Raw genomic sequence first — 23,988 nt, 5'->3', positions numbered from 1 at the left:
CCTATCCTTTCGGCGACCAGAGTAATGGTGTCAGCTCCGATACATCAACATCACGGTGCTCATCCGGAACAACGCCCAACATCGGGCCGATCCGGGGGACAACTTTACGCACAACCGGCGCTGCGGTCCAGCCAGCGGTCCGCTGAAACCCGTTTTCGGCATTGCCTTTTGGCTCATCAAGCATTGTAATCACTACATAACGCGGATTATCCATCGGGAAAGCAGCGGCAAATGTCGAGACAAGCGAAGTTTTGTTGTAGCCGCCATTAGATGGTTTTTCGGCAGATCCGGTTTTGCCGCCGATCCGGTAACCGGGCGCATCGGCCTTCCGGCCCGTACCGTTGGATACGATCATCCGCAGCAATTGGCGCATACGCGCGCTGGTTGCCGCCTTGAACACGCGGCGGCCTTCCGCTTCCTCACCGGGCTTAACCTTGAGCAAAGTGGCCGGACGCCAGATACCGCCATTGACCAAAGCGGCATAGGCGCTGGCCAAATGGAGAGGTGTCACGGCAATGCCGTGACCATAAGCGACAGTCATGTTTGTGACCCGACCCCAGCTTTGTGGCCAAAGCGGCTTCCCGCGTTCTGCGAGTTCGATATGCGGTCGTTCGTCGAAACCAAGCCGGCGAATCATCGCTTTCATCTTATCGATACCAAGATTGTCCGCTATCCGCGCTGTCACGATATTGGAGCTGTGCACCAATGTTTCCGGCACATTGAGATAACGGTTCTGACCATGCTCGTCCCGGATCGTAAAGCCTGCGACCTTAATCGGTTCCGTTGCATTATAGCGAACCGCAAGATCGGTCACGGTTCCCGCGTCGAGAGCTGCCGCAACCGTCAGCGGCTTAAATGTCGAACCCAGTTCAAACACGCTTTGGGTCACTTCATTATTTTGATATTTCATCGTCGCCCGGCGGATCTTGTTGGGGTCAAATACCGGTAAAGACGCCAGCGCCATGACTTCACCGCTGCGCACATCCAATATGATGCCTGCCGCACCGCGTGCATCATTGCTGGTCATAGCCACCATCAATTCGCTTTCCAGCGCTGCCTGCACCCGGCTATCTATGGACAATGCGACCGGCGCCCCGCGCAAGCTTTTATCTTTTAACCGGTCATTCAGGGCACGCTCCATGCCCATGACACCTTCGTTATCCGCATTGACGTAACCCAGAACATGGGCGGCCAGATCACGCTGGGGATAAAGCCGTTCATCTTCGCGCGGGAAACCAATGCCGATTTCTCCCAGAGCATGGACACTCTTAACCTCATTGGGCAACGCGCGGCGGCGTAAATAAGTAGGCCTCGGCCCTTTAAGCTTCTCCAGAAATTCAGTGGCCGTTGTATCGGGGAATATTTCTGCAAGCTGCCGCGCCAGCAAGTCTTTATCACCCAGAACCTGGTCAGGCACCACGCGAACGGCATAGCCCTGCATGGTCCGCGCCAACGGGACACCATTGCGGTCCACAATATCGCCGCGCGCGGGAACAAAGATGGAGCTCGACATACGCGTCGGCTTGGCATCCTCCATTATGCTGAAACTGATCAGCCGCCCGATAATGATTGTGAAGATGGCTAGAAACAGCATCAGCAACACCATCAAGCGAAAATGGGCGCTGGCTGCTAGTTCCTTATGCTTACCGGAAAACTGCACCTTTCTGCTGTTCGCCAGAAGAGTGGTCATTGGGCACTGCTCCGCGCCTGCTCACTATCCGCTCGTGCGACGAGCCGCTTCATCAGCCCGTCGTCGAGAAGCTTGTTTTCCATATTGGCCACGCGAGTGGTTTTGGTTTGCCGCAGTTGCGCCGCTGTGGGCTCGACCCCGGATTTTGCGTTATCGTCGCTGCTATTCGCATTTCGTTCCTGTGCCGATGCCGTCGGAAATACCGAGCCGATTATTCCTGCTGGCTGGACATGATCCATCGTACTGATAACTGCAACCCTAACCGGCTTTCGCAAATCCTTACCACCAAGATTGGCAAGTGCCCGCTCCCCATCAAGATATTGAGCAGCGGTGGGCGAAACATATCCATATTCAAGCTTGTTCCAGTCCTCCAGCTGCCGCAAATTGGCGCGCGCACTAAATTCTGTCTCCAGATAGCGGATGTCTTTTTTCACCGATATGATTTTGCTATCCGTCCGCGCCAAATCGCTGCGCAAAGTCGCGACACTTAGGGATAACGGATAAAGTAGGATCGCCACCAGAAACACCAGTGCGAGCCATCCAATACCTTCAAGCCGTTTAACTGCTAGCTTCATTGCATGCCTCCTGTCGCCGGAACTGCGGGCGCATCGGATCGCACCGCTAATCTGAGGGTGGCGGAGCGGGCTCGGGGATTAGAGACCTGCTCCGCCCCGGCCGGACGCACCATTTTGGCTGGTTTATGAAAGGTGGGTGCCGGCCGTTTTTCGGAAACTTGGGGTATGTGGCGCGAACCAGCGGACTTTTGGCCGCTGCGGTCACGCAGGAAATTTTTGACGATACGATCTTCAAGACTGTGAAACGTGACAACCGCGAGACGGCCACCGGGTTTCAACAAGCGCTCTGCGGCGATCAATCCATCTTCCAACTCGCCCAGTTCGCGGTTGATGTGGATACGGATCGCCTGAAAGGTGCGAGTTGCGGGGTCTTTTTTGTCGCCCGGTTTATGTCCCAAAGATTTGCGAACGATATTGGCCAGCTCAGACGTACGGGTGAGTGGGCGCGCATCTACAATGGCTTTGGCAATTTTGCGCGAACGCCGCTCTTCCCCATAGCGATAGATGACGTTTGCAATATCTTCTTCATCTGCCTCGTTCAGGAAATCAGCTGCACTCGGACCATCTTGCGACATGCGCATGTCGAGGGGACCATCTTTCTGGAAAGAAAAACCGCGCCCAGCTTGATCCAGCTGCATGGATGAAACGCCGATATCGAGCGTGATGCCATCAATATCTTCGCCGTCGAGCACATCTGCCATTTGCGAATAGAAATCATGGTGCAGAACCAACTGGCCATCGGAAGCCGCAACCATATCCGCGCCGCTCGCAATCGCGTCTGGGTCTTGATCAAAGGCATAAACCTTTGCACCGGCAGCGATCATCGCCATGCTGTATCCGCCTGCACCAAATGTACCGTCAACATGCGTTTCACCCGGGGTAATGGCGAGCGCATCTATGACTTCGTTCAGTAAGACGGGAACATGCGGACGAGCCGATGCTGCTATAGATTCTTTAGGGGCGGTCTCATTGGGGGTCATTTCTTTTTCCCCACTTCGCTGAGATGAAATTCCACCAGCCGCTTATCGACCGGAACATCGTCGGTCGTATCAAGCAATGTTTGCGGCGCCCAAAGGCAGAATGTCTTACCAATGCCGTGGAAAATTACGTTATCTTTCAGACCACCAATGGCTTGCAACATCGGAGGTAAAACAAAACGCCCGCTGGCGTCAAAGCTCAGATCCTGCAGGGAGGAGAATTTACGGGCGCCAGCTGCGTCCCGGTCATAAGGTTCTGACCGGGCGATGGCGATTTCTTCTTCTTTGTCGATTTCTGCGAGCATATCAATCTTACGGCTGAGGCCGAAACCGACGAGGCAATCCCACTTTTCATGCTTACCAAGGCACAGAACGCGGCCGTCACTGCTGGCGATCAAATCTTTACGCAGAAATGCGGGTACGGACAAACGACCTTTGTCGTCTATCGCGGAAATTCCCGACCCTGAATATGCGTAATGACCAGACACAGCCCAAACCCCTCAACAATATCGGAGGCAAGGCTCTCCCGCTTGAAGAAGTGCGCAAAACACCGCTCCTGAAACATCAGAATCCCGAACAGGAAAATCACCCCGATAACAAATTATGATTAACAGGGGAGCGGCAGGGATGAAAGGGGATTTTGCGGGAATTTACGGGATATTACGGACAAAATAGATTATCTATTTGATTTAATTATGTTTTATTTTCAACCTCCATAGACGGATACTGACATAAATCAGATTAGTTGTTGGAAACTTAGCAAATTTTGGACTGATCATACGGCCCTCAGGTCGAGAATCGGCTTTATTTTCGTAAATCAGCGACAAACAAGTCGATCAACTGGCTTGCGCCGCTATCAGATGGCCGCACTTTATCAGCCCATAAATTATCGTTCAGAAAATCGGCATCGGCCAATATGATCGCAGCCCCCTGCCCCACTTTACACCGTACCATAACATGAGCGATGCTTAGCGCACACTCTGCATGGCTTTCATCCGGCTCAGCTATTGGTTTGAAGGTTCCGATACCCACTGTTGAAACGGTTGCTTGCGGAAATTCCAGTTCTACCCGGCCTGATCCCGTTGCGTCCGGCATTTGCAATGCCAACCCCCAATGGCTTAGCAAAGGCGACAACAGCCCTGATGCAAGCGGTCTGCGCTTATCGCCCAATGGCAATGCGGTTGGCCAAACCAGCATGGGATCGGTCAGGATGATTACCTTGCCACCCGCGCGCACCCATGCATCAATTGCTGCGATATCAGCCGGGTCCATTGCGGGCGGCTGAGCCAGCAGAACAATATCGGTTCCGCTATTTTCCAGGCCTTCGAAACTGTCGACCGCTGTTATGTTATAATTTTTCTGCCAGTGACTGTAGATAGGCGCTGGCGAAGTTTTTCCCGAAAGGATACTCTCCATCGACGCGCCGTCGCCCCAGATAATTGGCAGGCTGGTCATCAACTGGACTTGGATAGGGGCGGAAGCATTGTCCGGCGCATTCGTTGCTGCCGGACTACATTGAAGCAACAGCCCCATGACCGCCAAGAGGGCAAAACCAAATGCAGCCATGCGCAGCAACAGATTTTACTCCTGATCCATGGGTGCTTCCAGTTTGGGGTCAGGTTCAAGATCGGGAACCACTTGCGCGCGGGAGCCCGGTTTTTTTTGAGTTGGTTTCAGCGCACTGTCTGAAGAGACCGGGGCCGGTGTTATCCCTAATTCCGCCAAAGGTTCTGCCGGTGCGGCTGCGGGCAAGACATCCTTGACCAGTTCCCGCGCACTGCCAGACGCTTGCGCCTGAATTTCCTCAATTGCCGATTGTTCGTCGCTGGCCCGCTGCAATACAAAATTGGCTGTGCTGACAAGCAGCAACACGGCCACCAACCCGACGAGGCCGACCTGGATGCGTTGCACCGTATCCTGACGATTACTTGTTTCTTGTGGAGCTTCAATCATCATCTTCAAGCCATGGAAAAACTGGCAAACCTTTCTCTCTCAACCAAGCCGCGTTGTAAAGCGACGACAAATAGCGAAAGCCCGTATCACACAGGATCGTCGCCACCCTGCTGCCCGGCCCCAGCTCTTTGCCCAGTGCGATAGCGCCGGCGACATTAATGCCGGATGACAGACCAAGACATAGCCCTTCTTCATGCAGCAATCGCTCAACCCATTTCAAACCTTCTTCATCACTGATTCGATATTGGGTATCAATCGGCGCATCTTCAAGATTTCCGGTAATCCTGCCCTGCCCGATCCCTTCGGCCACACTGCTGCCTTCGGCTTTCAATTCGCCATGGGCATAATAGTTATACAAAGCCGCTCCATGCGGGTCAGCCAATGCGATTGTCACGTTTTCGTTCTTGGCTTTCAAACCCATGCCCACACCGGCAATCGTGCCGCCGGTCCCTGCAGCACAGACAAAACCGTCCACTTTTCCGTCCATCTGCGCCCAGATTTCTTCGGCTGTAGTTTCAATATGAGCCCGGCGATTGGCGACATTATCAAACTGGTTCGCCCAAACCGCGCCTTCTGTTTCTTCTGCGATCCGGCGACTGGTGTGCACAAAATGCCCAGGATTGGCATATGGAGCCGCAGGAACCAGAACCAGCTTTGCGCCCAGCGCACGCAGCGTATCCATTTTCTCGCGGCTTTGGGTTTCGGGCATGACGATGGTTGTTTTATAGCCTTTGGCATTGGCGACGAGCGCAATACCGATTCCGGTATTGCCCGCCGTCCCTTCGACAATCATCCCCCCGGGCTTTAACAGGCCGCGTTCCTCGGCATCCTGCACAATGAATAACGCTGCGCGATCCTTTACCGAAGCGCCGGGATTGGCAAATTCGCATTTGCCGTAAATGTCACAACCTGCCTCCGCGCTGGGGCCGGTGAGACGAACGAGTGGGGTATTGCCGATCAGGTCGAGCGTGTCAGTTGCTATGGTCATATCAGCTAACATAGTCTGCCTTGCCAATGCCGACAAGCGGGTACAATTTGTAAGGGCAATAGAGCAGCTTTAGTGTCCCCGCTGTAAGTGGCCAAAGCGACCACCATATCGCTGTTATCCGCAGAGATATAGGGCTTAATCAGGTCGCTCTGCCAACAAGGCCCGTACCAATGGCTGAAAATTATGATCATAGCGGGCGAGCATAACGTGCTCTTCTGCCGTTTCAAAATGAGTGACCAACTGCCTACCGTTCCACCAATGCAGTGCGATGGCCGGCGGATCGGCCACGATCATATTCCGCCCATCAGGCTTTTCGGGGTCAATCGGCGCTAGGTTAAACGCTATTTGAGGTGCTGTGGATGCACAAACTGACAGATTTTTACCTTCGAAAGAGGTCGAAATATTACGGTGCAAATGACCGGTGATCATACCTTCAATCTGGTCATGGCCCTCAATGACATCAGCCAATGTGGTCACCCATGGTTCGCGCGGATCGGTATTCATCCAAGCGATACCGGATTCAACCGGCGGGTGATGCAATATCAATAAGGTGGGTTTGTCCGGTTTTTCCGCTAGACGGTCGGCCAGCCATTGCGCACGGACTTCGCAAAAAGCACCGCCGTGACGGCCTTCTTCCAATGTATCCAATATCAATAAGCGCAGCGGGCCGTCATCAATTTCATATTGGACGAAGCCGTCCGCCGTTGGCACGTCAGGAAATTGCTTCTGAAACGGAGCGCGCAAATCATGATTGCCAAGGCACATATAGACCGGAAACGGCACGACCGAAAGGGCATCTTCCAACCGCCTGTAACTGTCCTGATCCCCGCGATCAACAAGATCGCCCGTAGCAAGCAACGCATCCGGTCGCGGCTCCATCTCGCACAGCACCTTGAGCGCCTGATCAAGGCGCTTGCGGTTAAATTCAGACGGATCATCCGGGTCAAAGCCCAGGTGAATATCCGTTACTTGCGCCAATAGCATAGACGCGTCCCCTCTTTTACATCGCTTCTAGCGACTGGCAATTTTCTGCTTTCGAATCTTGACCGTCAACTTATCCGTTGGTCGGAGTGCGTCATTATCATTTGCCGTCTTATCCGGCTTTTTACGTTTATCTTTTTGCTGTTCCTTGATCAACCAAGGCGCACCATCGTCCGCATGATAATCATGGCACATAGCACATGTCGATGGCACATCGGCTGTCTTCTGGAATTCGCCGCCATGGCATTCACGGCAAGTCTTGATTCCGGGAATCAACAGGTCACGCGCGTCGTCAGACTTGGTAGCTGCGTGACAGCTCGTACAATCCTCTTGCGTATGTGCCTCATGGCTGAACCAGCCCTTGTGCAGATAGCGATCCGTTTGGGTAACCGGCTTAATACCATAGTCCATACGACCTCTGGCAGTCGGCGGTGTGACACCGTGACAATCGAAACAGGCCCCGCCGCGTGAGAATACTTGCTGGATAGCAAGATTGGCGCGGCTGGGACGGAACTGAACGGCGCGGGCATAATCGCTAGCCACCCGGGTTTCATTCTGCGCACCCGGCCGCCGCCGCTTCATACCGCCAAGATTAATCGGCCGTGATGGACCTGTGGAGCGATAATAAGCCTGCAAGTCAGCGCGCACCATATCCGGTTCGCCGTGACGTAAAGTACGCACCGTGCTGCCAATTTCTTCAAAGGCCAGACTGTGGCACATGCTGCAGTCTTCTTTCATATCGACCGGCTCAAACCGCACGCCATTGGAATCGGGCGTGTGGCAATCTTTGCAAGCTAGAGAATCGCCAAAATCGAACTTAGCTGACAGCCGCCGCCCCATTTGCGCGACCCCGCCGGTTTTTGACAGATGGATATCATGCGGAAATTTCAAACCATTATATTCGGTCGGTTTTTTATCGAGTGAAACCCGTTTGCGAGCAGGATTTTTACCACCGGGCTGAATCAGCAAGGCAGGACGGAATTGGGGATGAGAAATCCCAAAATCAGATGCATTTTCAAGCTTGGTATCCGTCAAACGCCCGTCCATTCCTTCATGGCAATCCGCGCAGAATTTCTGCGCCGTCGGTTGCATAGCACCCTCGCCTTCATGCTCGGTGTGACATTCGACACACCTGCCAGGCGGCTTGTTAAATGCAGAAGCGAATGCAGCGCTAACCACTTCCAAGCCTTCTGGTTCACCCATAGCAGTCAAGAGCCGTTTCTTATCAGCATGATCATGCGCGTCATCTTCGTGGCAGGTGAGGCAGGTGTTGTCCTGCACAGTGACAAAGGCATCGACATGACAGGCCTGACAATCGCCTTCAAGGCTATGATGCGCCTCGCTCAGCTTGCCGGAAGTCCACATCGTATCGGCATGAAAGCCATCGGGCCGTTCATCCACGCCGCGATAGGTCGCCCAAGTATAAATAGGCCAGATAAGGAAAGCCGCGAGCACCAGACCGATAAAGCCCCATGCGCTGATCCGTTTACCGGGCAGCAAGCCTTTCAACGTGTATAGCGCGCCCTCTTCGCGGTCTTCCGCAGAATCGGATAAGGCTTCAACCCGCTTAACAGTCAGAATAACGCCTTCAGCATCTTCGCTGACCAATATTACGTGACCGCCAAAGCCCAGTTCCGAGCTCTTGGCAGGATCAATCGTCGCGGACAGTAGTTCTCGGCCGTCGACCGAGAATTTCTGGTTCGAAATACTCTCGACCTCTATCCGTCCATCCTTCAATTTACGGATGACAGCATGATCAGGATTAACGGCCAGATCAGGCAAGTGAATGGCGTTTGCAGCGTTACGGCCCACCCCGATCTGCATTTCCGAAAAAGGATTGGAGCGGATAATCTCACGGCCATCGGCGGTGACAGCGATTTGGCGAACGATAAAGGTCATAGCTATCTCCCGCCTACCAGTAAAAGAAAACGCTGATGATGTGCGCCGTTAGCGATGCGATCAGGGCAAAGGTCATTGGTACATGGACAAAGAGCCAAACCTGTAACAGCGCTTTCAGCCTAAGATGGCGACGAACGCGGGCAAGCGTCGCTTCCTTTTTTTCAAGCAGTGCATCGATTTTGTCGAGCGGATCGTCACCGCCCATGCGAGGCTGATAAGCGCGCTCCCGTCGCAAATCAGCCTGTGCACCGCGGGTAGCGCAATTGGGATAATTTCCCGAAATCCGTTTCAGGATACCGCCACCGAATGGATCTTGTTCCAGTGATTGCAGGACGAGGGCCGCATGTTCCGCCGACAGGGGCTGCGCCGCTTCATGCAGTTGCCGGTCAAGCGAGCGCAGGCTTTCGAGCATTTGCGTCTCGGTCATTTCGTCGCGATTATTGGACAGCGCTTGCGGAATGGTCACATAGAAATAGATCCCGACTATGCCGGAGATAATGACTAGCATCATAAAGGCATAAGCGGCCGTATGAATATTCCATCCAAACTGGAAACCGGTGTGCAATGTCCCGATAACGATCAGGCTGAGACCTAGATATATATGCGCCGAGGTCCATGCTTTGAGAGACCAGCTTCCCGGTGTCATTGCCCGTTTTCGCACACCCAACATGGTCAGCCACAGAATCAGACCAGCGCCGATCGTGCCCAGCGTATAGCCATACCAACTACCGCCATTATGGCGCGGCGAAACGTCGATGAAGAGGTAGCTGACAATAGATATCAACATAATGAAAGACGCGATTTTCAACCAGCGGTAACCCGCATGCTTCAAAAAGCCATCATGCATGGCGACCTTCTTTTTCGCAGCGCCGCCGGGAATAGGAACAGAAGCCATTATACGCCCTCCTGCTCAAGCTTGGAGACGGTAAGGAATTCCTCTGGTGCCACGCGAATGGCCGCACCGGTTGGACAAGCCCGCACACAAGCGGGGCCACCTTTAATCCCTGCGCACATGTCGCATTTAATCGCTTTTTTTGGTTTCTCGACCGCCGGATCGCTGTGGTCAGCAACCCATTTCTTGTCGGGCTCGCCGGGGCCAGGGCCGAAACCAAACAGCAACCAATTTAGGACGCTCGGCTTTTTCGGCGGGACTTTGTCCATGCGGATCACACCATAGGGGCAATAGCGCTGGCAATTGCCGCAGCCGATGCAGCTATCGTCGATAAACACTTCGCCGTCGGGACCACGGTGGATCGCGTCAGGCGGGCAATCGGACATGCAATGCGGGTGCTCACAGTGGCGGCAACTGGTCGGTACATGAAGATGCGCATAAGTCCGCCCTGCTTCACGATCAAGACGGGACAAGCCTTCATGGCTATCGGCACAGGCCTTCTCGCAATTGTCGCAGCCTACGCAGAGGTTTTCGTCAATCAGCAAAACGTCAGTAGCTTCACCAATGCCGTTATCGACAAGGAAATTGGCAACGCCGGAATAATAATCCACCACGCCAGAAAAACTGTCTTTCTTGGCTTCGACAAAAGCATTGATGTCTTGCCGCGCGGCCATGTCTTTCTTGGCCCGGCGGAGGAGGTCGGGATGCGCATCAAGTACCTTCTTGAACGCATCACCCTGTATCTTGATCACTTCAGATTTAATCGCCGCTTTCACCGTTGCTGTGCGCATGCCGCCCGCAATCAATGTCATTTCGCCGACATAGGAACCGGCTGGCAAATAGGATAGAAACACCGGCTTTCCGCCAATTTCCTTCTCGACCACCATAGATCCGACGCGGATCACATAAATGTCATTACCATCATCGCCCTCATTGATGATCGTTTCACCCGCACGGACATTGACAATCTCGCTGGTCTCGACGGCTTCGGCTATATCTTCCTTGGTCAGGCCAGAGCCGAACATTTGCAGCAATTGCCGTTCGGTCGATATACGCGTAATCGCGCGCTTGGCCGCCGGGACAGAGGCCTGCAATTTCAGCGCCGCCGTCCGCGATACTTCTATCGCGATCACATCTTCGGCTGCGCGAATAGTGGCGCCGCGACGACGGCCGGAGATCAGGCCAACTTCACCAAAGATGGAGCCTTCCTCAATCGGAATGACTTTCGAGCTGTCATTCGAGTCTATCTCGACCAGAACCGATCCTTGGGCAATGGTGAACAGCGATGATCCCGGATCATTCCGTTCAAAAATAATATCGTCTTTGCGATAGGCCAATGGCTCGCTATCGAGCATGAACTCGCGCATCTGCAGCGGTGATAGATCGTTGAGAATTGTGACCTTCTCACGGAAAAATTCAAGCCACTCTTCGACAGTCTTGCCGCCAGGTAGAGCAGCAAATTTCTTTTCCAATATCGGCTCATCAGCCGGCTTCAGTTCTTCATTGCCATTGATAAATTCGATGACATCATAGCCTTGGTTCATACAATGCTTGATCAACGGATAACCAGCCAACGCACCAATGACATATATGCCATTCTTGGTACTTTCGAACGCAGGGCTCAGCTTCGGATAGGCTTCGCGGTCTTCGCTGGTAAATTCAATGCCGCATTCTTCAACAAATTTACGCGGCGGCGCAGAACCCATGCGCGCAATGATGCGGTCGCACTTTATGGTTTCCTGTCCATCACGGGTTTCGAGAACCAGCTCGCCATCCTTGACTTCCGATGGCGTCGTCTCGTTACGGATCATCACCTTGCCCTGCTCGCCTGCTTCCATCAGCAGCTTCACATTGGCTTTTTTCGCCCGGGCAAATTCGGCCGAGCGGTTGAGGATCGTCACAATATTATTCTGCGCCGCATCCGCCGCAAGGCCCAATGCGTTCTCGATTCCCGCATCACCGGAACCGATAACGGTGATATGCTCGTCATAATATTCGCCGGGGTCATCGAGCTGATATTGGACCAATTTATTGTCGCCGCCCGGACAGCGCATGAGGTTAGGATTGCCCTGCGTCCCGATCGCTATGACGATGGTTTCCGTGAGTATTTTATCACCATTTTTCAAGGTGATAGTGAAGCTTCCTTCTTCCCCTTCGATCTTTATAGGTTCGGCATTATACTGGACATTGACGCCGCAAACGTCGGTTTGCTTGTCCCATGTTTCCAGGATCGCTTCCCGCTTGCCCGCGTCAAATTCCATATCGGAGCGCAGCACGAGCTGGCTCGGCGTTGCCATGACATGCTTGCCCTTTTGATATTTGTAGATCGTATCAGAAAGATGATCGGTTTTTTCGAGTAGTACATGTTTTAACTTCAACTGCGCAGCACGGCCAGCGGCACTCATACCTGCCGGACCAGATCCCACGATTACTACTCGAAACTTATCCGCCACGCGCTAACTTCCCCCTTATGCTATTCCGCTCGAACGCACCCTCACGCGTTTTAACGAACGTAAACAGCAATTTATCTTGGCTTAAGCGCGACCCCAAAAGACTTAACTTACCAGCACCTTAACAAAATGTCTTTGAGATGCCAGTGGAAAATATCACAGTTTTGGACACTTGTAAGATTATGAATGGCTCATTAGTCCTGCGCAGACACTATCCGATCTCCTGCTGCTACCGCTTTGCGTGGAATCGGGGATCGACTTCTACCCGCACAGGGATTTAGCCTGTAACTTTATAGATTGAGAGAATACGGATGACCGAAGAAACCGCGACAAAGAAATCGCCTAACATCAGCCGTATCGCGCTGATTCTGGCTGCTATTTTGGCTGTAGCCGCGGTTGGCGTGCAGGTTTATCGCACAATGGGCAGCGACACCGAAACAAGCGCAGCGTTTGCTGCGGACGAAGGAAAACAACCACCCAGCGTAGATGAAGTCATAGCCGGGCTTGAGAAAAAACTGCAGGACGATCCCAAAGATGCCGAAAGCTGGCGGATGCTCGGCTGGAGTTATTTTGAGACGCAAAAATTTGCCGAATCCGCCACTGCGATGAAACGTGCGACGACGCTAGACCCCAAAAATCCGGAATATTGGTCGATGTTGGGTGAAGCCTTGGTGATGGCCAGTGACGGCCAGCAAGTGCCAGCCGATGCTTCTGACGCGTTTAAAAAGGCATTAGCGCTCGACAAAAAAGATCCGCGCGCACGCTATTTTTTGGCGGTACAGAAAGATATTTCCGGCGATCATAAAGGCGCGATAAACGACTGGTTCGCGCTGCTCGAAGATACACCAGCCGACGCACCCTATGCCGCCGATATCCGCCGCGTCATCGGACAGGTCGCGGAGAAGGAAAAGATCGATGTCAGCGCGCGGCTAGCCAAGGTCACCCCGGCAGCACCAACCGGCGGCATCTCCACAGATGGTCCGCAAGTCGCCACCGCCGCCATTCCCGGCCCCAACCGCAAACAAATGCAGGACGCCGCCGCCCTGCCCCCTGGTCAACAAGAAGCAATGATCTCTAATATGGTCGATGGTCTCGACAAACGGCTTCAGTCCAACCCCAAAGATGCCAATGGCTGGATCATGCTGATGCGCAGCCGCATGCAATTGGGTCAGACGGTACAGGCCAAGAAGGCACTGGCCGATGGGCTGGCCGCGTTTAAGAATGACGGCGAAACGGCCAAACGGATCAGAGAAGCAGCCATGGCACTGGGTGTTGGTGGATAAGTTTTATGATTCGCGGAGTGGTTAACTTTAGGAAATTCCAGCTTTCGCAGGAATGGCAGAGCAATTATCCCATAAAAATAATCACGCAAAGATACCAAGCCGCCAAATTATTCGTCTTTGGCGGCCTCGGCCTCTTCGCGTGATCACTCCCCCGCAGGTTTATTATGGCTAGCCGTTACAGCTTGATGCCCAGACCAACACCGACCACGAGCGGATCAAGGTTGATCTTCACTCGCTGAGTTCCCGCAGCGGTCGTCCGCAAGGTCGCAGTGGTATCAATATCGATATATTTCACATCGACGTTCAGGGATATCCGGTCATTAATGGGAATATCCATACCTGCCTGCAATGCCCAGCCGAAGCTGTCTTTCATGTTCACATTCGTATCACCAACCGCGGCTTCAAGGGCATTTGTGGCCTTTTCATTATAGAAAATTGTATAGTTGATACCCGCACCAACATAAGGACGGATCGCGGCGTCCGGTGCGAAATGATATTGCGCCGTCAGGGTTGGTGGCAATACCCAAGTTGACGCCAAGCGTCCGATAGAACTGGTCGTCCCCGTCTTACCGCTCGCACTATGTTTGGTAGTGGCGGCAATTAGTTCAAACCCGATATTATTGGTCGCCATATAGGTGATATCAAGTTCCGGCGCCGGACTATTGTCGACGCTAACTTCTTCGCCGGGGAAACCGGGCAAGACCGAACCACTGTCTTCGTTCGGCATCACATTAATCGCCCGCACACGCAGCAATATGTCACCCTGTTCAGCAAAGGCTGGCGCAGAGGTAATTGCTATGCCCGACACCGCAGCGAAGGCGAGAAACTTTGTCATTTTGCACATTGGGAAAATCCTTCTTACTTAATACCCCATGATGATTAGGAAGAGTAAGAAGCTCCCGCATTGATTCAGCGCAACATTCAGCTTGATCTGGGTCAATAGAATCCTGTTTTTCAGTCGGTTTTCGCTGTCCTACAATACCCGCTTTGTGACAGAGTCACCGCTGGTTCTCTGACAATTGAATAGATGATAATGCACCCGCGCGAGGGGGGTGAGATTTGTGTGAACTTTGGAATAATGTTGCGCGGTAAAACGGCGTAAAAGGACATTGTTAGCTTTGTAAACTTCGTAGGTTTTTTGGACCCAGCCGAGGGCTCCGTCATCCTGAACTTGTTTCAGGATCTAATGGGGCAAGTCACAATCACTCTGCATCCTGAATCAAGTTCAGGATGACGATAGTTGGATGATAGACATGGGACAGTCAGACCATATTGGGACTAGCCAACATCGGGGTCAGCTACCGGAACAATGGCTCGCCAAAACTCCGCAGCTTTCTCGAGTGCAACGTCCCGGCATCCGCTTCTTTTGCCAGCAGATCAATCGTCCTGAGGCCAATGGCGAGATGTTGGCCGACCCGTTCCTGATAAAATGCATCCGCCATGCCCGGCAATTTAATCTCGCCATGAAGCGGCTTGTCCGACGCGCATAGCAATGTCCCGTAAGGCACACGGTAGCGATAGCCGTTGGCGGCCACCGTCGCAGATTCCATATCAATGGCGATAGCGCGGGACTGATTCAGGCGCTTGGCAATCTGCTCAAAACGCAGCTCCCAATTGCGGTCGCCAGTCGTGACGACCGTACCGGTACGCAAATGCTGTTTCAGCTGTGACTGGTCAATACCGGTTACTTCCTGCACCGCCTTGGTCAGCGCCAATTGCACTTCGGCAATGGTCGGCAGTGGAATACTGGGCGGCAGAACATCATCGAGGACATTGTCGTCACGCAGATACGCATGGGCGAGCACATAATCTCCCAACCGCTGCGTCCGGCGTAATGCGCCGCAATGACCAATCATCAGCCAGACATGCGGGCGCAGGACGGCAAGATGATCGGTAATAGTCTTCGCATTGGACGGCCCGACACCCATATTGACAAGCGTTACCCCCGGAAGACCACCCTTACGAACGAGATGATAAGCGGGCATTTGCGGCGGCTTTGCAATAGGCGGACAGGATGGTTCACCATCAAGACGGGTAATCCGGTTACCGGGTTCGACCAGCATTTCTGCATTGCCGGATTTGACTTCTTCCAACCCAGTTTCAATAAATTCGTCTACATAGCGTTGGTAATTGGTAAAGAGAATGAACGGCTGAAAATGCTCTGGATCGGTCGCGCAATAATGGCGGATACGGTGCAGCGAATAATCGACGCGTTCGGCCGTAAATAGCGACAATGCGCTATTGACATCATCCTGAAAAATCTGGCCGCCATCGACAATCTCGTCATTGGTTCTCACCAGATTGGGTGTGTGGAAATGGTTGGGCAGCGCGTCCTTGCGCTCCCGGTCCAGCCCGCCAGCGGCATTTTCAATCGCAAAGGCGAGCGGGATGGGTGTGTCAGACAGGCCGATATGGATTTTCGCCGTGAATGTCCGATTGATCCGCTCTAGTTGGTCGAGCAGATATCCACGATAAAGCGTCGGCTGGGTGATCGTTGTGCTATAGCGATTTATGTCTGAAATACGGCCCGATGCGAGATTGCTGGTTTCGGTCGCCTGCATTGCCGGAATTTCTACTAAAATCATCGGATAGGCGCCCTGTTCGCGGTCGCCAACAGCCAAATCACCCTTTGCATAACGGGCAAAACGCGCTGTAATCAGATCAATTTGTTCTTGGTAGAGTTTTTCGAGAAGAGCAACGGCCTCTGCAGGGCCATCGCATAGCGTCAAGGACTGGTATGAGGACATGTCCTGAGGATCCGTTGTCATGCATTCTCCGTTTATAGTTACATGTCCTTAGCGGAAAACCAAATCAAAGGGAAAATCTAAGTACGGGACAATGTAAGAAATCGCTCAGCCGCGAGAAACTCGGCCCACTTAATCTCGCGGGTTTCAACCGCAAGATCATCCCTGCCCCATTGCTGTTCCTGCCAAAGCTCTTCCAAATTGACCAGCGGCCAGAGACTATCTGCATCAAATGCCCCCTCAACCAGCGCCAGAACAGCGACAAGCGATCCGGCGAGCCCGACCAGTGACAGCATTGCAGCCACGGTAAAGTCATCCTGCCCTTCAACCGCTTCGCTGAGCCGCGATATCGTCTCTTTTGACTGCTCCTGATGGATGATCCCGCGGGTCAATGTGAAGCTGACATCATAGCGCTGGCGTGCCCAATCGAGCAAAGGGTCCCATTTTTCAGCTTGATGGTCGGCCAGTGCCTGCTGATTTTCATCCCCGCGATAATAGAGCATATCGCTATTGGAAAATGCCGCAATGCGGCTGACAATACGGTCCCGCTCATGGATCACCTGATCGAGCGTTCCCTGTGCCAATGCGGTGAGCGGCATGGTGGCGGGATCAATATCGCCGCCCTGCGCCGCCCATTCGGCCGCTATCGCTTCGGCCAATTGTTCAGTCGGCAGAAGGAGCGCGTTGCGAGCCGGAGTTTTTACCGGTCGGCCATCCAGCTGGATCGCGAAACCTGCATCAACCGTGATGCAAGCAGCATCCTTATAAAATCTTTTCATCTGCGGTCTCTTTACCAGCTTCTTCTTCGACTTGGCGCTTAACGAATGATCGCACCATCGTGATCGGTATAACCCAGGTTTGTGCAAGACCGATGAACACCAGAACATAGCCGACCGCAGCCGGAATATTGGCAATCCGGCCAAGCGAGATCGCAATACCGAGCATCAAAATAGCAATGCCTAAAAGGCGAATGATACTGACCATGAAATGCAGCGCTTTGGCCTGCTTTTCCTTTTCAGGATCAGCAATATAAATGGGATCGTCTGATGGTTCCGACTGTTGTGTCATTGATTTAGGGTCTCGTATAATTCATCCATCGTCGCGGCGACTATATGCGCTCCGGCAGAGAGCAATTCATCACTGTCATGATAACCCCAATCGACACCAATTGGCCGGACGCCAGCATTGACGCCCATTGCCATGTCGAAGCTGGTATCACCGATCATCGCTGTTGTTTCGACCGCTGCACCGGCTTCTAAGATAGCAAGTTCGACCATAGCCGGATGGGGTTTGGACGGATGCCGGTCGGCGGTCTGCAGGGTTATAAAACGCTTTGAAAGCCCATGCACTTCAAGGCAGTGATTAAGACCCCGATCCGACTTTCCCGTGGCGACGCCAAGCATCCAACCGTCTCCTTCGAGCCGATCAATCAGGCCGAGTAGCCCATCATAGAGAGGCTCCTGCACGCCGCCTTGCTGCCGCAATTCGAAAAAGCCGTCCTTGTAAGATTGCGTCACCGCTGTAACCAATGCATCGTCCTGATCCGGCAATAACTGCCGGATCGCTTCTTTGAGGCTGAGACCGACAATTCGCCGGGTATGGTGATGGTCAGGGGGCATCAAACCATTGGCCTTAAAGGCTTGATCCATCGACGCGCAGATATTGGCCTGACTATCGACCATCGTGCCATCGCAATCGAACAGGGCGAGCTTGTTCATGCCGCCGCTCATTTTGGGCTAAACTCCCGCATCATATGGGCAATCGCGCGGCGGACTATAGCATCAAGCGCATCAACATGGTCATTGCCAGACTTGGGCCACCGAGACTGGGACCATCGAAATGCGGGACTTGGATGCATTAACGGCTCTTTTGTTTGACTTTGACTTTATGCGGCATGTTTTTCTTATGCGTTGCCTTGCCAGCATTGGGGCGTTCGCGTTTTGTCGGCTTGCCCGCTTTTGTTGGCTTGCCTTCATTCTCCCCGCGCCCGCGCCGTTCGCCGCGTTTGTCTTTGCGGATCTGCTTGGCATGCGCACGGCCCTGCTGTTTACGAACCGCTTTACCGGCGGGCTTCTTCTCATCCAGCGGCAGATCGCCCAAGTCGAGATCAAGGCCCAGATTTTCGATCGTTTCGGCAAAATGCTTAGGAAGCTCAGCCTTTACATCCAGATTATGACCATCCGGATGCTCAATCTTTAAGCGGCGGGCATGCAGATGCATTTTACGGCTGATCGATCCGGTCAAAAAGGCTTCTTTTCCACCATATTTTCCGTCTCCCAAAATGGGATGGCCGATGGCGGCCATATGCACGCGCAACTGGTGGGTGCGTCCGGTATAAGGTTGCAATTCCACCCAGCAGGCGCGATTGCCAGCTCGTTCGATAATCCGGTAGCGCGATTTTGCCGACTGGCCATTTTCCTCATCGACATGCATTTTCTCGCCGCCCGAGCCCGGTTGCTTGGACAGAGGCAGGTCAATCACACCATCGGCAATTTCCGGCACGCCCATGACAAGGGCCCAATAGACTTTGCGCACCGTACGGCCTGAAAACCGCTTGGAGAAGAAGGAAGCAGCTCCGGGCGAACGCGCCAAAAGGATGACACCGCTTGTATCTTTGTCTAGCCGGTGAACCAGCTTGGGCCGACCTTTCGCATCATAGGTCAGCGCGTCGAGCAAGCCATCAAGGTGGGTCGTAGTCTTGCTGCCGCCCTGCGTCGCCAGTCCCGGTGGTTTATTGACTATAATCGCCGACTTGTCTTTGTGAATGACCAGTTCTTGTGCGAAATTTATTTGATCCTGCGTCAAGTCCGAACGGGCCTTGGCGACCCGGCCGGGCCGTTCGATCTCAGCAGGCGGTACCCGAATAATCTGACCGGCATTGATCCGATCACCGGGGTTCACACGCTTACCATCCAGCCGCAATTGCCCGGTCCGTGACCAGCGCGACACAACGTTAAACGGCACATCTTCCATATGGCGTTTGAACCAGCGATCGAGCCGGATATCATCATCGTCAGCCGACACCGTAAACTGCCGGACATCCAGCACTTTCAATGCCTGTTTCTGATCCTTCAGAGTACCCTGACCCTTCGGCTGTTCATCTTCAGAACCGGCCTCAGCGGTGGGATCAAATGTTGTCATGCTATTGCCCTTACAACCATTAAGCCCGCAAATAACGCGAGCACAGAACCACCGACGGACAATGTTATGTAGCCTAAGGCAATGCCCCAATTTCCACGCTCAATCATATTCAATACTTCCAAACTAAAAGCTGAAAAGGTTGTAAACCCGCCCAGCAAACCGACGCCCAGCAGCAACCGCCACGGCTCATCGACAAAATCACTACGTGCCAGCACACCAGCCAACACGCCCATTAACAACCCGCCCAGTAAATTGGCGATCAACGTACCAAAAGGAAGGCCCGTTCCGCCTAAATGAAAAACCAGCCGCCCAAGATTATAACGCGCTGCTGCGCCAACCGCGCCGCCAGCCATGACAAGAAGGGTTGCGTTCATCGGCCTGCCTTAGTCGGCTTGGGCGGATTTTCCAAGCATATCATGAGTCAACCACAGGCGGATCGCAGTCGCCAGTCCCGGTGGTTCGTCAGCATCCAGCCGCTGGACGTCAATTTGGGCGACCAAGGCATTGATAGGCAAACCCTTTTTTTCCGCTGCACTCTTGAGCATTTTCCAGAATAAAGGTTCCAGCGTTATGGACGTCTGGTGCCCCGCAATTGTAATACTGCGTTTTACTGGCGGATGGAAAGCATCTGTTCCCTCTATATCCATCCGGCCAATTCCCGGCGGACCAGCTTGTCGAGCAAGTCGATACCAACATCGCTATCATTCAAACACGGTATATAAGCGAAACGCTCTCCGCCCGCTGCCTCAAAACCTTCTTTGCCCCGTATCGCTAGCTCTTCATAAGTTTCCAGGCAATCGCTGGAAAAACCGGGCGCGAAAATCACGACCTTTGACTTGCCGTCCTGCGCTAGCTTTTCAAGCGTTAAGTCAGTTGCAGGTTCCAGCCATTTTGCCGGACCGAAGCGGGATTGAAAGGTTATCGTCAGTTCCCGTCCCATTGCTTCGGAAAGCAAACGCGCCGTTTTCTGACAGTGGCAATGATAGGGGTCACCCAGTTCCAAGGTCCGTTTCGGCATACCATGAAAGCTCGCAATCACCGCATCAGGTTCAAAATCGAGAGAGGCAAGGCCGGTTTCCACACTGGACTTCAGCGCCGCGATATAGTCACTGTCATCATGATAAGGCGGCAACATGCGAATAGCCGGTTGCCAGCGCATCGCCTTTATCGCGTCAAAAACCGCGTCATGCACGCTGGCCGTCGTCGCCCCGCTATATTGCGGATAAAGCGGAGCAACTAAAATACGTTCGCAGCCAGCATCTTTCATGGCCTGCAAACGGCTCGGAATACTGGGATTGCCATAACGCATGGCCCAATCAACCTGTACATCGTCGCCCAGATTCTTCGCCAAAGCCTCGGCTTGACGCCGTGTATAGACGGCCAGTGGAGATCCTTCGTCCGTCCATACCAATCCATAGGCATGGGCAGATTTTTTGGGCCGCGTATTCAGGATGATTCCGCGTAATATTGGTTGCCAGATAATATCAGGTATTTCGACGACACGCTTGTCGGAGAGGAATTCCTTCAAATAGCGTTTCACCGCCTTCTTGTCCGGTGCGTCGGGTGTACCCAGATTGACGAGCAACAGGCCGATCTTTCCGGTGGCAACCGATGGATGGCCATCAGGCAGTTGATTTTGAGTCAGCTTATCTTGAGATTGCAGATTCATGATTTCACGATGCCTCGGCAAATAACGGCAACTGACGAAAACGGGTGCCGGTTGCGGAAAAAAGAGCATTTGCAATCGCCGGTGCGACAGCTGGCACGCCGATTTCCTCCACACCAACAGGCTCTTCTTCACTCTTAACAAACTCGACCTGAATGGCAGGAATTTCTGCCAGCCGGGGCAAAGCCAAATCACTCAGGCGATGCGCGGTGGCGACACCGCCTTTAAACCGTGTTGAAGATCCCAACGCCATGGCAAGCCCGTACACTATCCCGCCTTCAATCTGTTGCCGCGCGATATCAGGGTGAATTATCCGTCCGACATCCACGGTTGCGGAGATTCGGTGCACTTTTAATCCGGTATCGCCCCGATTGGCGCTAACAATAACGGCAATATGGCCGCCGCGCATGGAGTGGCAGGCAATCCCCTGCCCGCTGCCATCCAGTCCACCATCCCACCCAGCCATTGCCGCCACAGCGGTCAAACAACGGGCGAGACGGGGCTGACCCGACATCATTTGCATCCGATAGGTCAACGGTTCGATTTTTGCCTTGGCGGCCAGTTCGTCGATGAAGGATTCAACGAAAAATGCATTATAACTATGCGCATTGCTGCGCCAGTTGCCGGTTGGCGCACCAATATAGGCAGGATGATGGTCCAATGAAAAATTCGGAATATTATAGTGCACATCCGCGCCTTCAACGGCTTTGGCATCTGCCTCGTCAATAGATGCGCGCATCGCGGATATTTCATCCATTCCGTGCACCACGCGTTTACTTTGCTCCCGCGCCGATGCTGGAGCCGCCACCTTGATCTGCAAAGCCTGTATCCGACCAGCCTTGTCAGTCGCGGCATCAAGCCGCGCGAAAGCCGGGGCACGATAATGGTCGTGCATCATCTCTTCTGCTCGCGACCACATCAGTTGTACCGGACGCCCAATTTTTTTGGCTATCACAGCAACTTGAGCAGCGATCTTACTATCCAGATTACGGCCAAAAGACCCGCCCGCTAACATGGAATAAAGCGTCACATTATCGGCGCTGATTCCTATGGCCTCAGCCGCCGCTTGCGCAGCCGCCGCAGGAGCCTGCGTTGCGATCCACAATTCCAACTGGCCTTCTTTATAATTTGCCGCCGCTGTGCGGGTTTCTATCGGCGCGTGGACCGCGGCATCTGCTTGATAGCGTGCGCGAATATTGGTGTGTTCGTCGAAAACCGGTTTGGTTTCACCGCGGCTCGCAAACCTGATACCGGGGCCCTCGTCCAACGCCTTTTCCAGCGCGTCATAAATTTTGTCACTATCCGGCAGCAAGCCGTTGGTTTCAAACATCGGGCTCATTTTGTCGAGCGCATCATTCGCGGCCCACCAATTTGTAGCAACTGCCGCGATCCACTGTTCATGGTCCACAACATCAACCAGACCGATAATCTTGCTGGCGCCATCACGGTTAAAAGATTTGAGGCGCGTCAAGCCGATTGGCCCCTGTCGAATCGAAGCAAAGACCATGTCGGGCAAACGAATATCACCTGCAAAATTAGCAGTGCCATCCAGTTTTGACGGCATATCCAGCCGCGGCACGTCTTGCCCCACCAGATTATTTTCGGGACTGGATCGAAGCGGAACCGGGTCGGGCAAATCCTGTTTCAGCGCGTCTTCGACCAAATCACCAAAGCGGAGCTTTTCCTGTCCATTGATAACAAAGCCATTTTCAACCGTACAGGCTTCCCACTCGACGTCCCATTTTGCAGCCGCGGCCATGCTCAACAAAACCCGCGCAGCCGCGCCAGCCACGCGAAAGCTGCTAGAATAAGCCGGGACGGACGAAGAATCGGCGGTGACAATAAATTCATTGCGGGTAGCAATATTCTTGGTCACCCAATTTGCCGCCTCGTCTTCTGTTAGTTTCGGTGCACCGGAAGGCAGCAGTGTCTCCGCCCATTGCTCTGCCAATAAATCATTAGCGAAAAGCGGATTAAGGGGGGCGGGCTCCACAGCAACCGTGCGCCAGTCTGCCCCCAATTCGTCAGCTAATATTTGAGGGAGAACCGTATAGACGCCCTGCCCCATTTCGCTTTGGGGCACCACTACCGTGACCTGCCCATCTTTGGAAATTTTGAGATAAGCGCCAAAAATTTCTTCATTCTCGGTTGCGCTAATATTCGGCTCATAGGCACGCGGCCATATCGCCCAGGCCAGCACCAATCCCGTAGCCGCGCTTCCACCGATAAGGAAATTCCGGCGTGTTAAAAGCGTGGATCCCGCGTCTTCCTCACTCTGAACGGATAAATTCTCTGGTTCAATCGGCATTATGGATCTTCATAAAGCCGAGACGCGGAATTTCGATTTTTGGACATCTATCCATTACAACGTCCAAACCCGCCTCCTCCGCGCGGTCCGCAGCCGGTTGATTAATCACATCCAGCTGCATCCAAACGGATTTGGCGCCAACGGCAATAGCCTCATCGACGGCATCACCCGCATCTTTTGAGTTGCGGAATATATCGACCATATCAATCGGACCAGAAATTGCTTCGAGAGAATCAACAACTTCGACGCCGTGTAATTGCTGCCCGGCCAACACGGGATTGACTGGAATCACCTCATAGCCCTGATCCAGCAAGAACTTCATTACGCGATTGCTATCGCGTTCGGGTTTCGCAGACGCGCCGACGAGGGCGATGCGTTTGGTTTTCGTCAACAAACGGCTAATATCCTGATCGGTTTCCAAAGGCATAGTTGGTCGTTCCC

23 protein-coding genes are annotated in these 23,988 nt (G+C 53.4%); 1 reads left to right on the top strand and 22 read right to left on the bottom strand.

What is annotated here, in order from left to right:
• Nucleotide 1: 1 nt before the first annotated feature.
• The 11 genes from V7676_RS01275 to V7676_RS01225 all read right to left on the bottom strand — a co-directional run bounded on the left by V7676_RS01275 (nucleotide 2) and on the right by V7676_RS01225 (nucleotide 12,360).
• Entirely contained in the window at nucleotides 2-1,690 is a 1,689-nt protein-coding gene (locus tag V7676_RS01275; protein WP_335657847.1) for a peptidoglycan D,D-transpeptidase FtsI family protein, read from the bottom strand.
• Nucleotides 1,687-2,265 (bottom strand): hypothetical protein, encoded by a 579-nt coding sequence (locus tag V7676_RS01270; RefSeq protein ID WP_335657846.1) that lies wholly within the window; start codon nucleotides 2,263-2,265, stop codon nucleotides 1,687-1,689. The genes V7676_RS01275 and V7676_RS01270 overlap by 4 nt, the downstream gene beginning before the upstream one ends.
• Nucleotides 2,262-3,245 carry a 16S rRNA (cytosine(1402)-N(4))-methyltransferase RsmH gene (gene rsmH, locus V7676_RS01265; protein ID WP_335657845.1) on the bottom strand — a complete coding sequence of 328 codons (984 nt, stop codon included), beginning with the start codon at nucleotides 3,243-3,245 and terminating at the stop codon, nucleotides 2,262-2,264. Before rsmH ends, V7676_RS01270 begins: the two co-directional genes overlap by 4 nt.
• Complete coding sequence (locus V7676_RS01260) at nucleotides 3,242-3,730, bottom strand: division/cell wall cluster transcriptional repressor MraZ (RefSeq protein WP_335657844.1); 489 nt, start codon at nucleotides 3,728-3,730, stop codon at nucleotides 3,242-3,244. Before V7676_RS01260 ends, rsmH begins: the two co-directional genes overlap by 4 nt.
• A gap of 316 nt (nucleotides 3,731-4,046) precedes the next feature.
• Nucleotides 4,047-4,808: a DUF4350 domain-containing protein gene (locus tag V7676_RS01255; RefSeq protein ID WP_335658877.1), complete on the bottom strand. Its 762-nt coding sequence runs from the start codon at nucleotides 4,806-4,808 to the stop codon at nucleotides 4,047-4,049.
• 15 nt (nucleotides 4,809-4,823) lie between these two features.
• Entirely contained in the window at nucleotides 4,824-5,198 is a 375-nt protein-coding gene (locus tag V7676_RS01250; RefSeq protein ID WP_335657843.1) for a hypothetical protein, read from the bottom strand.
• Nucleotides 5,188-6,195, bottom strand: coding sequence for a cysteine synthase A (locus V7676_RS01245; protein WP_442955381.1), 1,008 nt, complete (start codon nucleotides 6,193-6,195; stop codon nucleotides 5,188-5,190). Before V7676_RS01245 ends, V7676_RS01250 begins: the two co-directional genes overlap by 11 nt.
• A 123-nt stretch (nucleotides 6,196-6,318) precedes the next feature.
• The gene (locus tag V7676_RS01240; protein ID WP_335657842.1) at nucleotides 6,319-7,167 is read right to left on the bottom strand and encodes a phosphodiesterase; all 849 of its coding nucleotides are present in this window, start codon (nucleotides 7,165-7,167) and stop codon (nucleotides 6,319-6,321) included.
• 27 nt (nucleotides 7,168-7,194) lie between these two features.
• Nucleotides 7,195-9,063, bottom strand: coding sequence for a cytochrome c3 family protein (locus V7676_RS01235; RefSeq protein WP_335657841.1), 1,869 nt, complete (start codon nucleotides 9,061-9,063; stop codon nucleotides 7,195-7,197).
• Between the two features lie 13 nt (nucleotides 9,064-9,076).
• Entirely contained in the window at nucleotides 9,077-9,958 is an 882-nt protein-coding gene (locus V7676_RS01230) for a hypothetical protein (protein ID WP_335657840.1), read from the bottom strand.
• Entirely contained in the window at nucleotides 9,958-12,360 is a 2,403-nt protein-coding gene (locus V7676_RS01225) for a cyclic nucleotide-binding domain-containing protein (protein ID WP_442955403.1), read from the bottom strand. The genes V7676_RS01230 and V7676_RS01225 overlap by 1 nt, the downstream gene beginning before the upstream one ends.
• 356 nt (nucleotides 12,361-12,716) lie before the next feature.
• Between V7676_RS01225 and V7676_RS01220 the strand changes: the two genes are divergently transcribed.
• A complete protein-coding gene (locus V7676_RS01220) occupies nucleotides 12,717-13,688 on the top strand; it encodes a tetratricopeptide repeat protein (RefSeq protein WP_335657838.1) in 972 nt (323 codons plus the stop codon).
• Between the two features lie 175 nt (nucleotides 13,689-13,863).
• Here the strand turns inward: V7676_RS01220 and V7676_RS01215 are convergent, their stop codons facing one another.
• The 11 genes from V7676_RS01215 to V7676_RS01165 form a co-directional block, all read right to left on the bottom strand.
• Complete coding sequence (locus tag V7676_RS01215; protein ID WP_442955402.1) at nucleotides 13,864-14,523, bottom strand: OmpW/AlkL family protein; 660 nt, start codon at nucleotides 14,521-14,523, stop codon at nucleotides 13,864-13,866.
• A 463-nt stretch (nucleotides 14,524-14,986) separates the two neighbouring features.
• Nucleotides 14,987-16,456, bottom strand: a complete 1,470-nt coding sequence (locus tag V7676_RS01210; RefSeq protein WP_335657836.1) for an AMP nucleosidase — start codon at nucleotides 16,454-16,456, stop codon at nucleotides 14,987-14,989.
• 56 nt (nucleotides 16,457-16,512) lie between these two features.
• Nucleotides 16,513-17,211: an ATP12 family chaperone protein gene (locus V7676_RS01205; RefSeq protein WP_335657835.1), complete on the bottom strand. Its 699-nt coding sequence runs from the start codon at nucleotides 17,209-17,211 to the stop codon at nucleotides 16,513-16,515.
• Nucleotides 17,195-17,500 carry a hypothetical protein gene (locus V7676_RS01200; protein WP_335657834.1) on the bottom strand — a complete coding sequence of 102 codons (306 nt, stop codon included), beginning with the start codon at nucleotides 17,498-17,500 and terminating at the stop codon, nucleotides 17,195-17,197. Before V7676_RS01200 ends, V7676_RS01205 begins: the two co-directional genes overlap by 17 nt.
• Entirely contained in the window at nucleotides 17,497-18,150 is a 654-nt protein-coding gene (locus V7676_RS01195) for an HAD-IA family hydrolase (RefSeq protein WP_335657833.1), read from the bottom strand. The genes V7676_RS01200 and V7676_RS01195 overlap by 4 nt, the downstream gene beginning before the upstream one ends.
• A 139-nt stretch (nucleotides 18,151-18,289) precedes the next feature.
• On the bottom strand, nucleotides 18,290-19,573 hold the full coding sequence (locus tag V7676_RS01190) for an RluA family pseudouridine synthase (RefSeq protein WP_335657832.1): 1,284 nt from the start codon (nucleotides 19,571-19,573) through the stop codon (nucleotides 18,290-18,292).
• The gene (crcB, locus tag V7676_RS01185) at nucleotides 19,570-19,947 is read right to left on the bottom strand and encodes a fluoride efflux transporter CrcB (protein WP_335657831.1); all 378 of its coding nucleotides are present in this window, start codon (nucleotides 19,945-19,947) and stop codon (nucleotides 19,570-19,572) included. The genes V7676_RS01190 and crcB overlap by 4 nt, the downstream gene beginning before the upstream one ends.
• 9 nt (nucleotides 19,948-19,956) lie before the next feature.
• Nucleotides 19,957-20,220: a ribbon-helix-helix domain-containing protein gene (locus V7676_RS01180; protein WP_335657830.1), complete on the bottom strand. Its 264-nt coding sequence runs from the start codon at nucleotides 20,218-20,220 to the stop codon at nucleotides 19,957-19,959.
• Complete coding sequence (gene hemH, locus V7676_RS01175; RefSeq protein ID WP_335657829.1) at nucleotides 20,211-21,242, bottom strand: ferrochelatase; 1,032 nt, start codon at nucleotides 21,240-21,242, stop codon at nucleotides 20,211-20,213. Before hemH ends, V7676_RS01180 begins: the two co-directional genes overlap by 10 nt.
• Nucleotides 21,243-21,246: 4 nt before the next feature.
• Nucleotides 21,247-23,547 carry a xanthine dehydrogenase family protein molybdopterin-binding subunit gene (locus V7676_RS01170; RefSeq protein ID WP_335657828.1) on the bottom strand — a complete coding sequence of 767 codons (2,301 nt, stop codon included), beginning with the start codon at nucleotides 23,545-23,547 and terminating at the stop codon, nucleotides 21,247-21,249.
• Nucleotides 23,537-23,974 (bottom strand): CoA-binding protein, encoded by a 438-nt coding sequence (locus V7676_RS01165; RefSeq protein WP_335657827.1) that lies wholly within the window; start codon nucleotides 23,972-23,974, stop codon nucleotides 23,537-23,539. The genes V7676_RS01170 and V7676_RS01165 overlap by 11 nt, the downstream gene beginning before the upstream one ends.
• Nucleotides 23,975-23,988 lie beyond the last annotated feature (14 nt).

The organism is Parasphingorhabdus sp. (assembly GCF_036963805.1).
Classification (GTDB): domain Bacteria; phylum Pseudomonadota; class Alphaproteobacteria; order Sphingomonadales; family Sphingomonadaceae; genus Parasphingorhabdus.
This window is presented reverse-complemented; position numbering and strand designations above follow the sequence as displayed.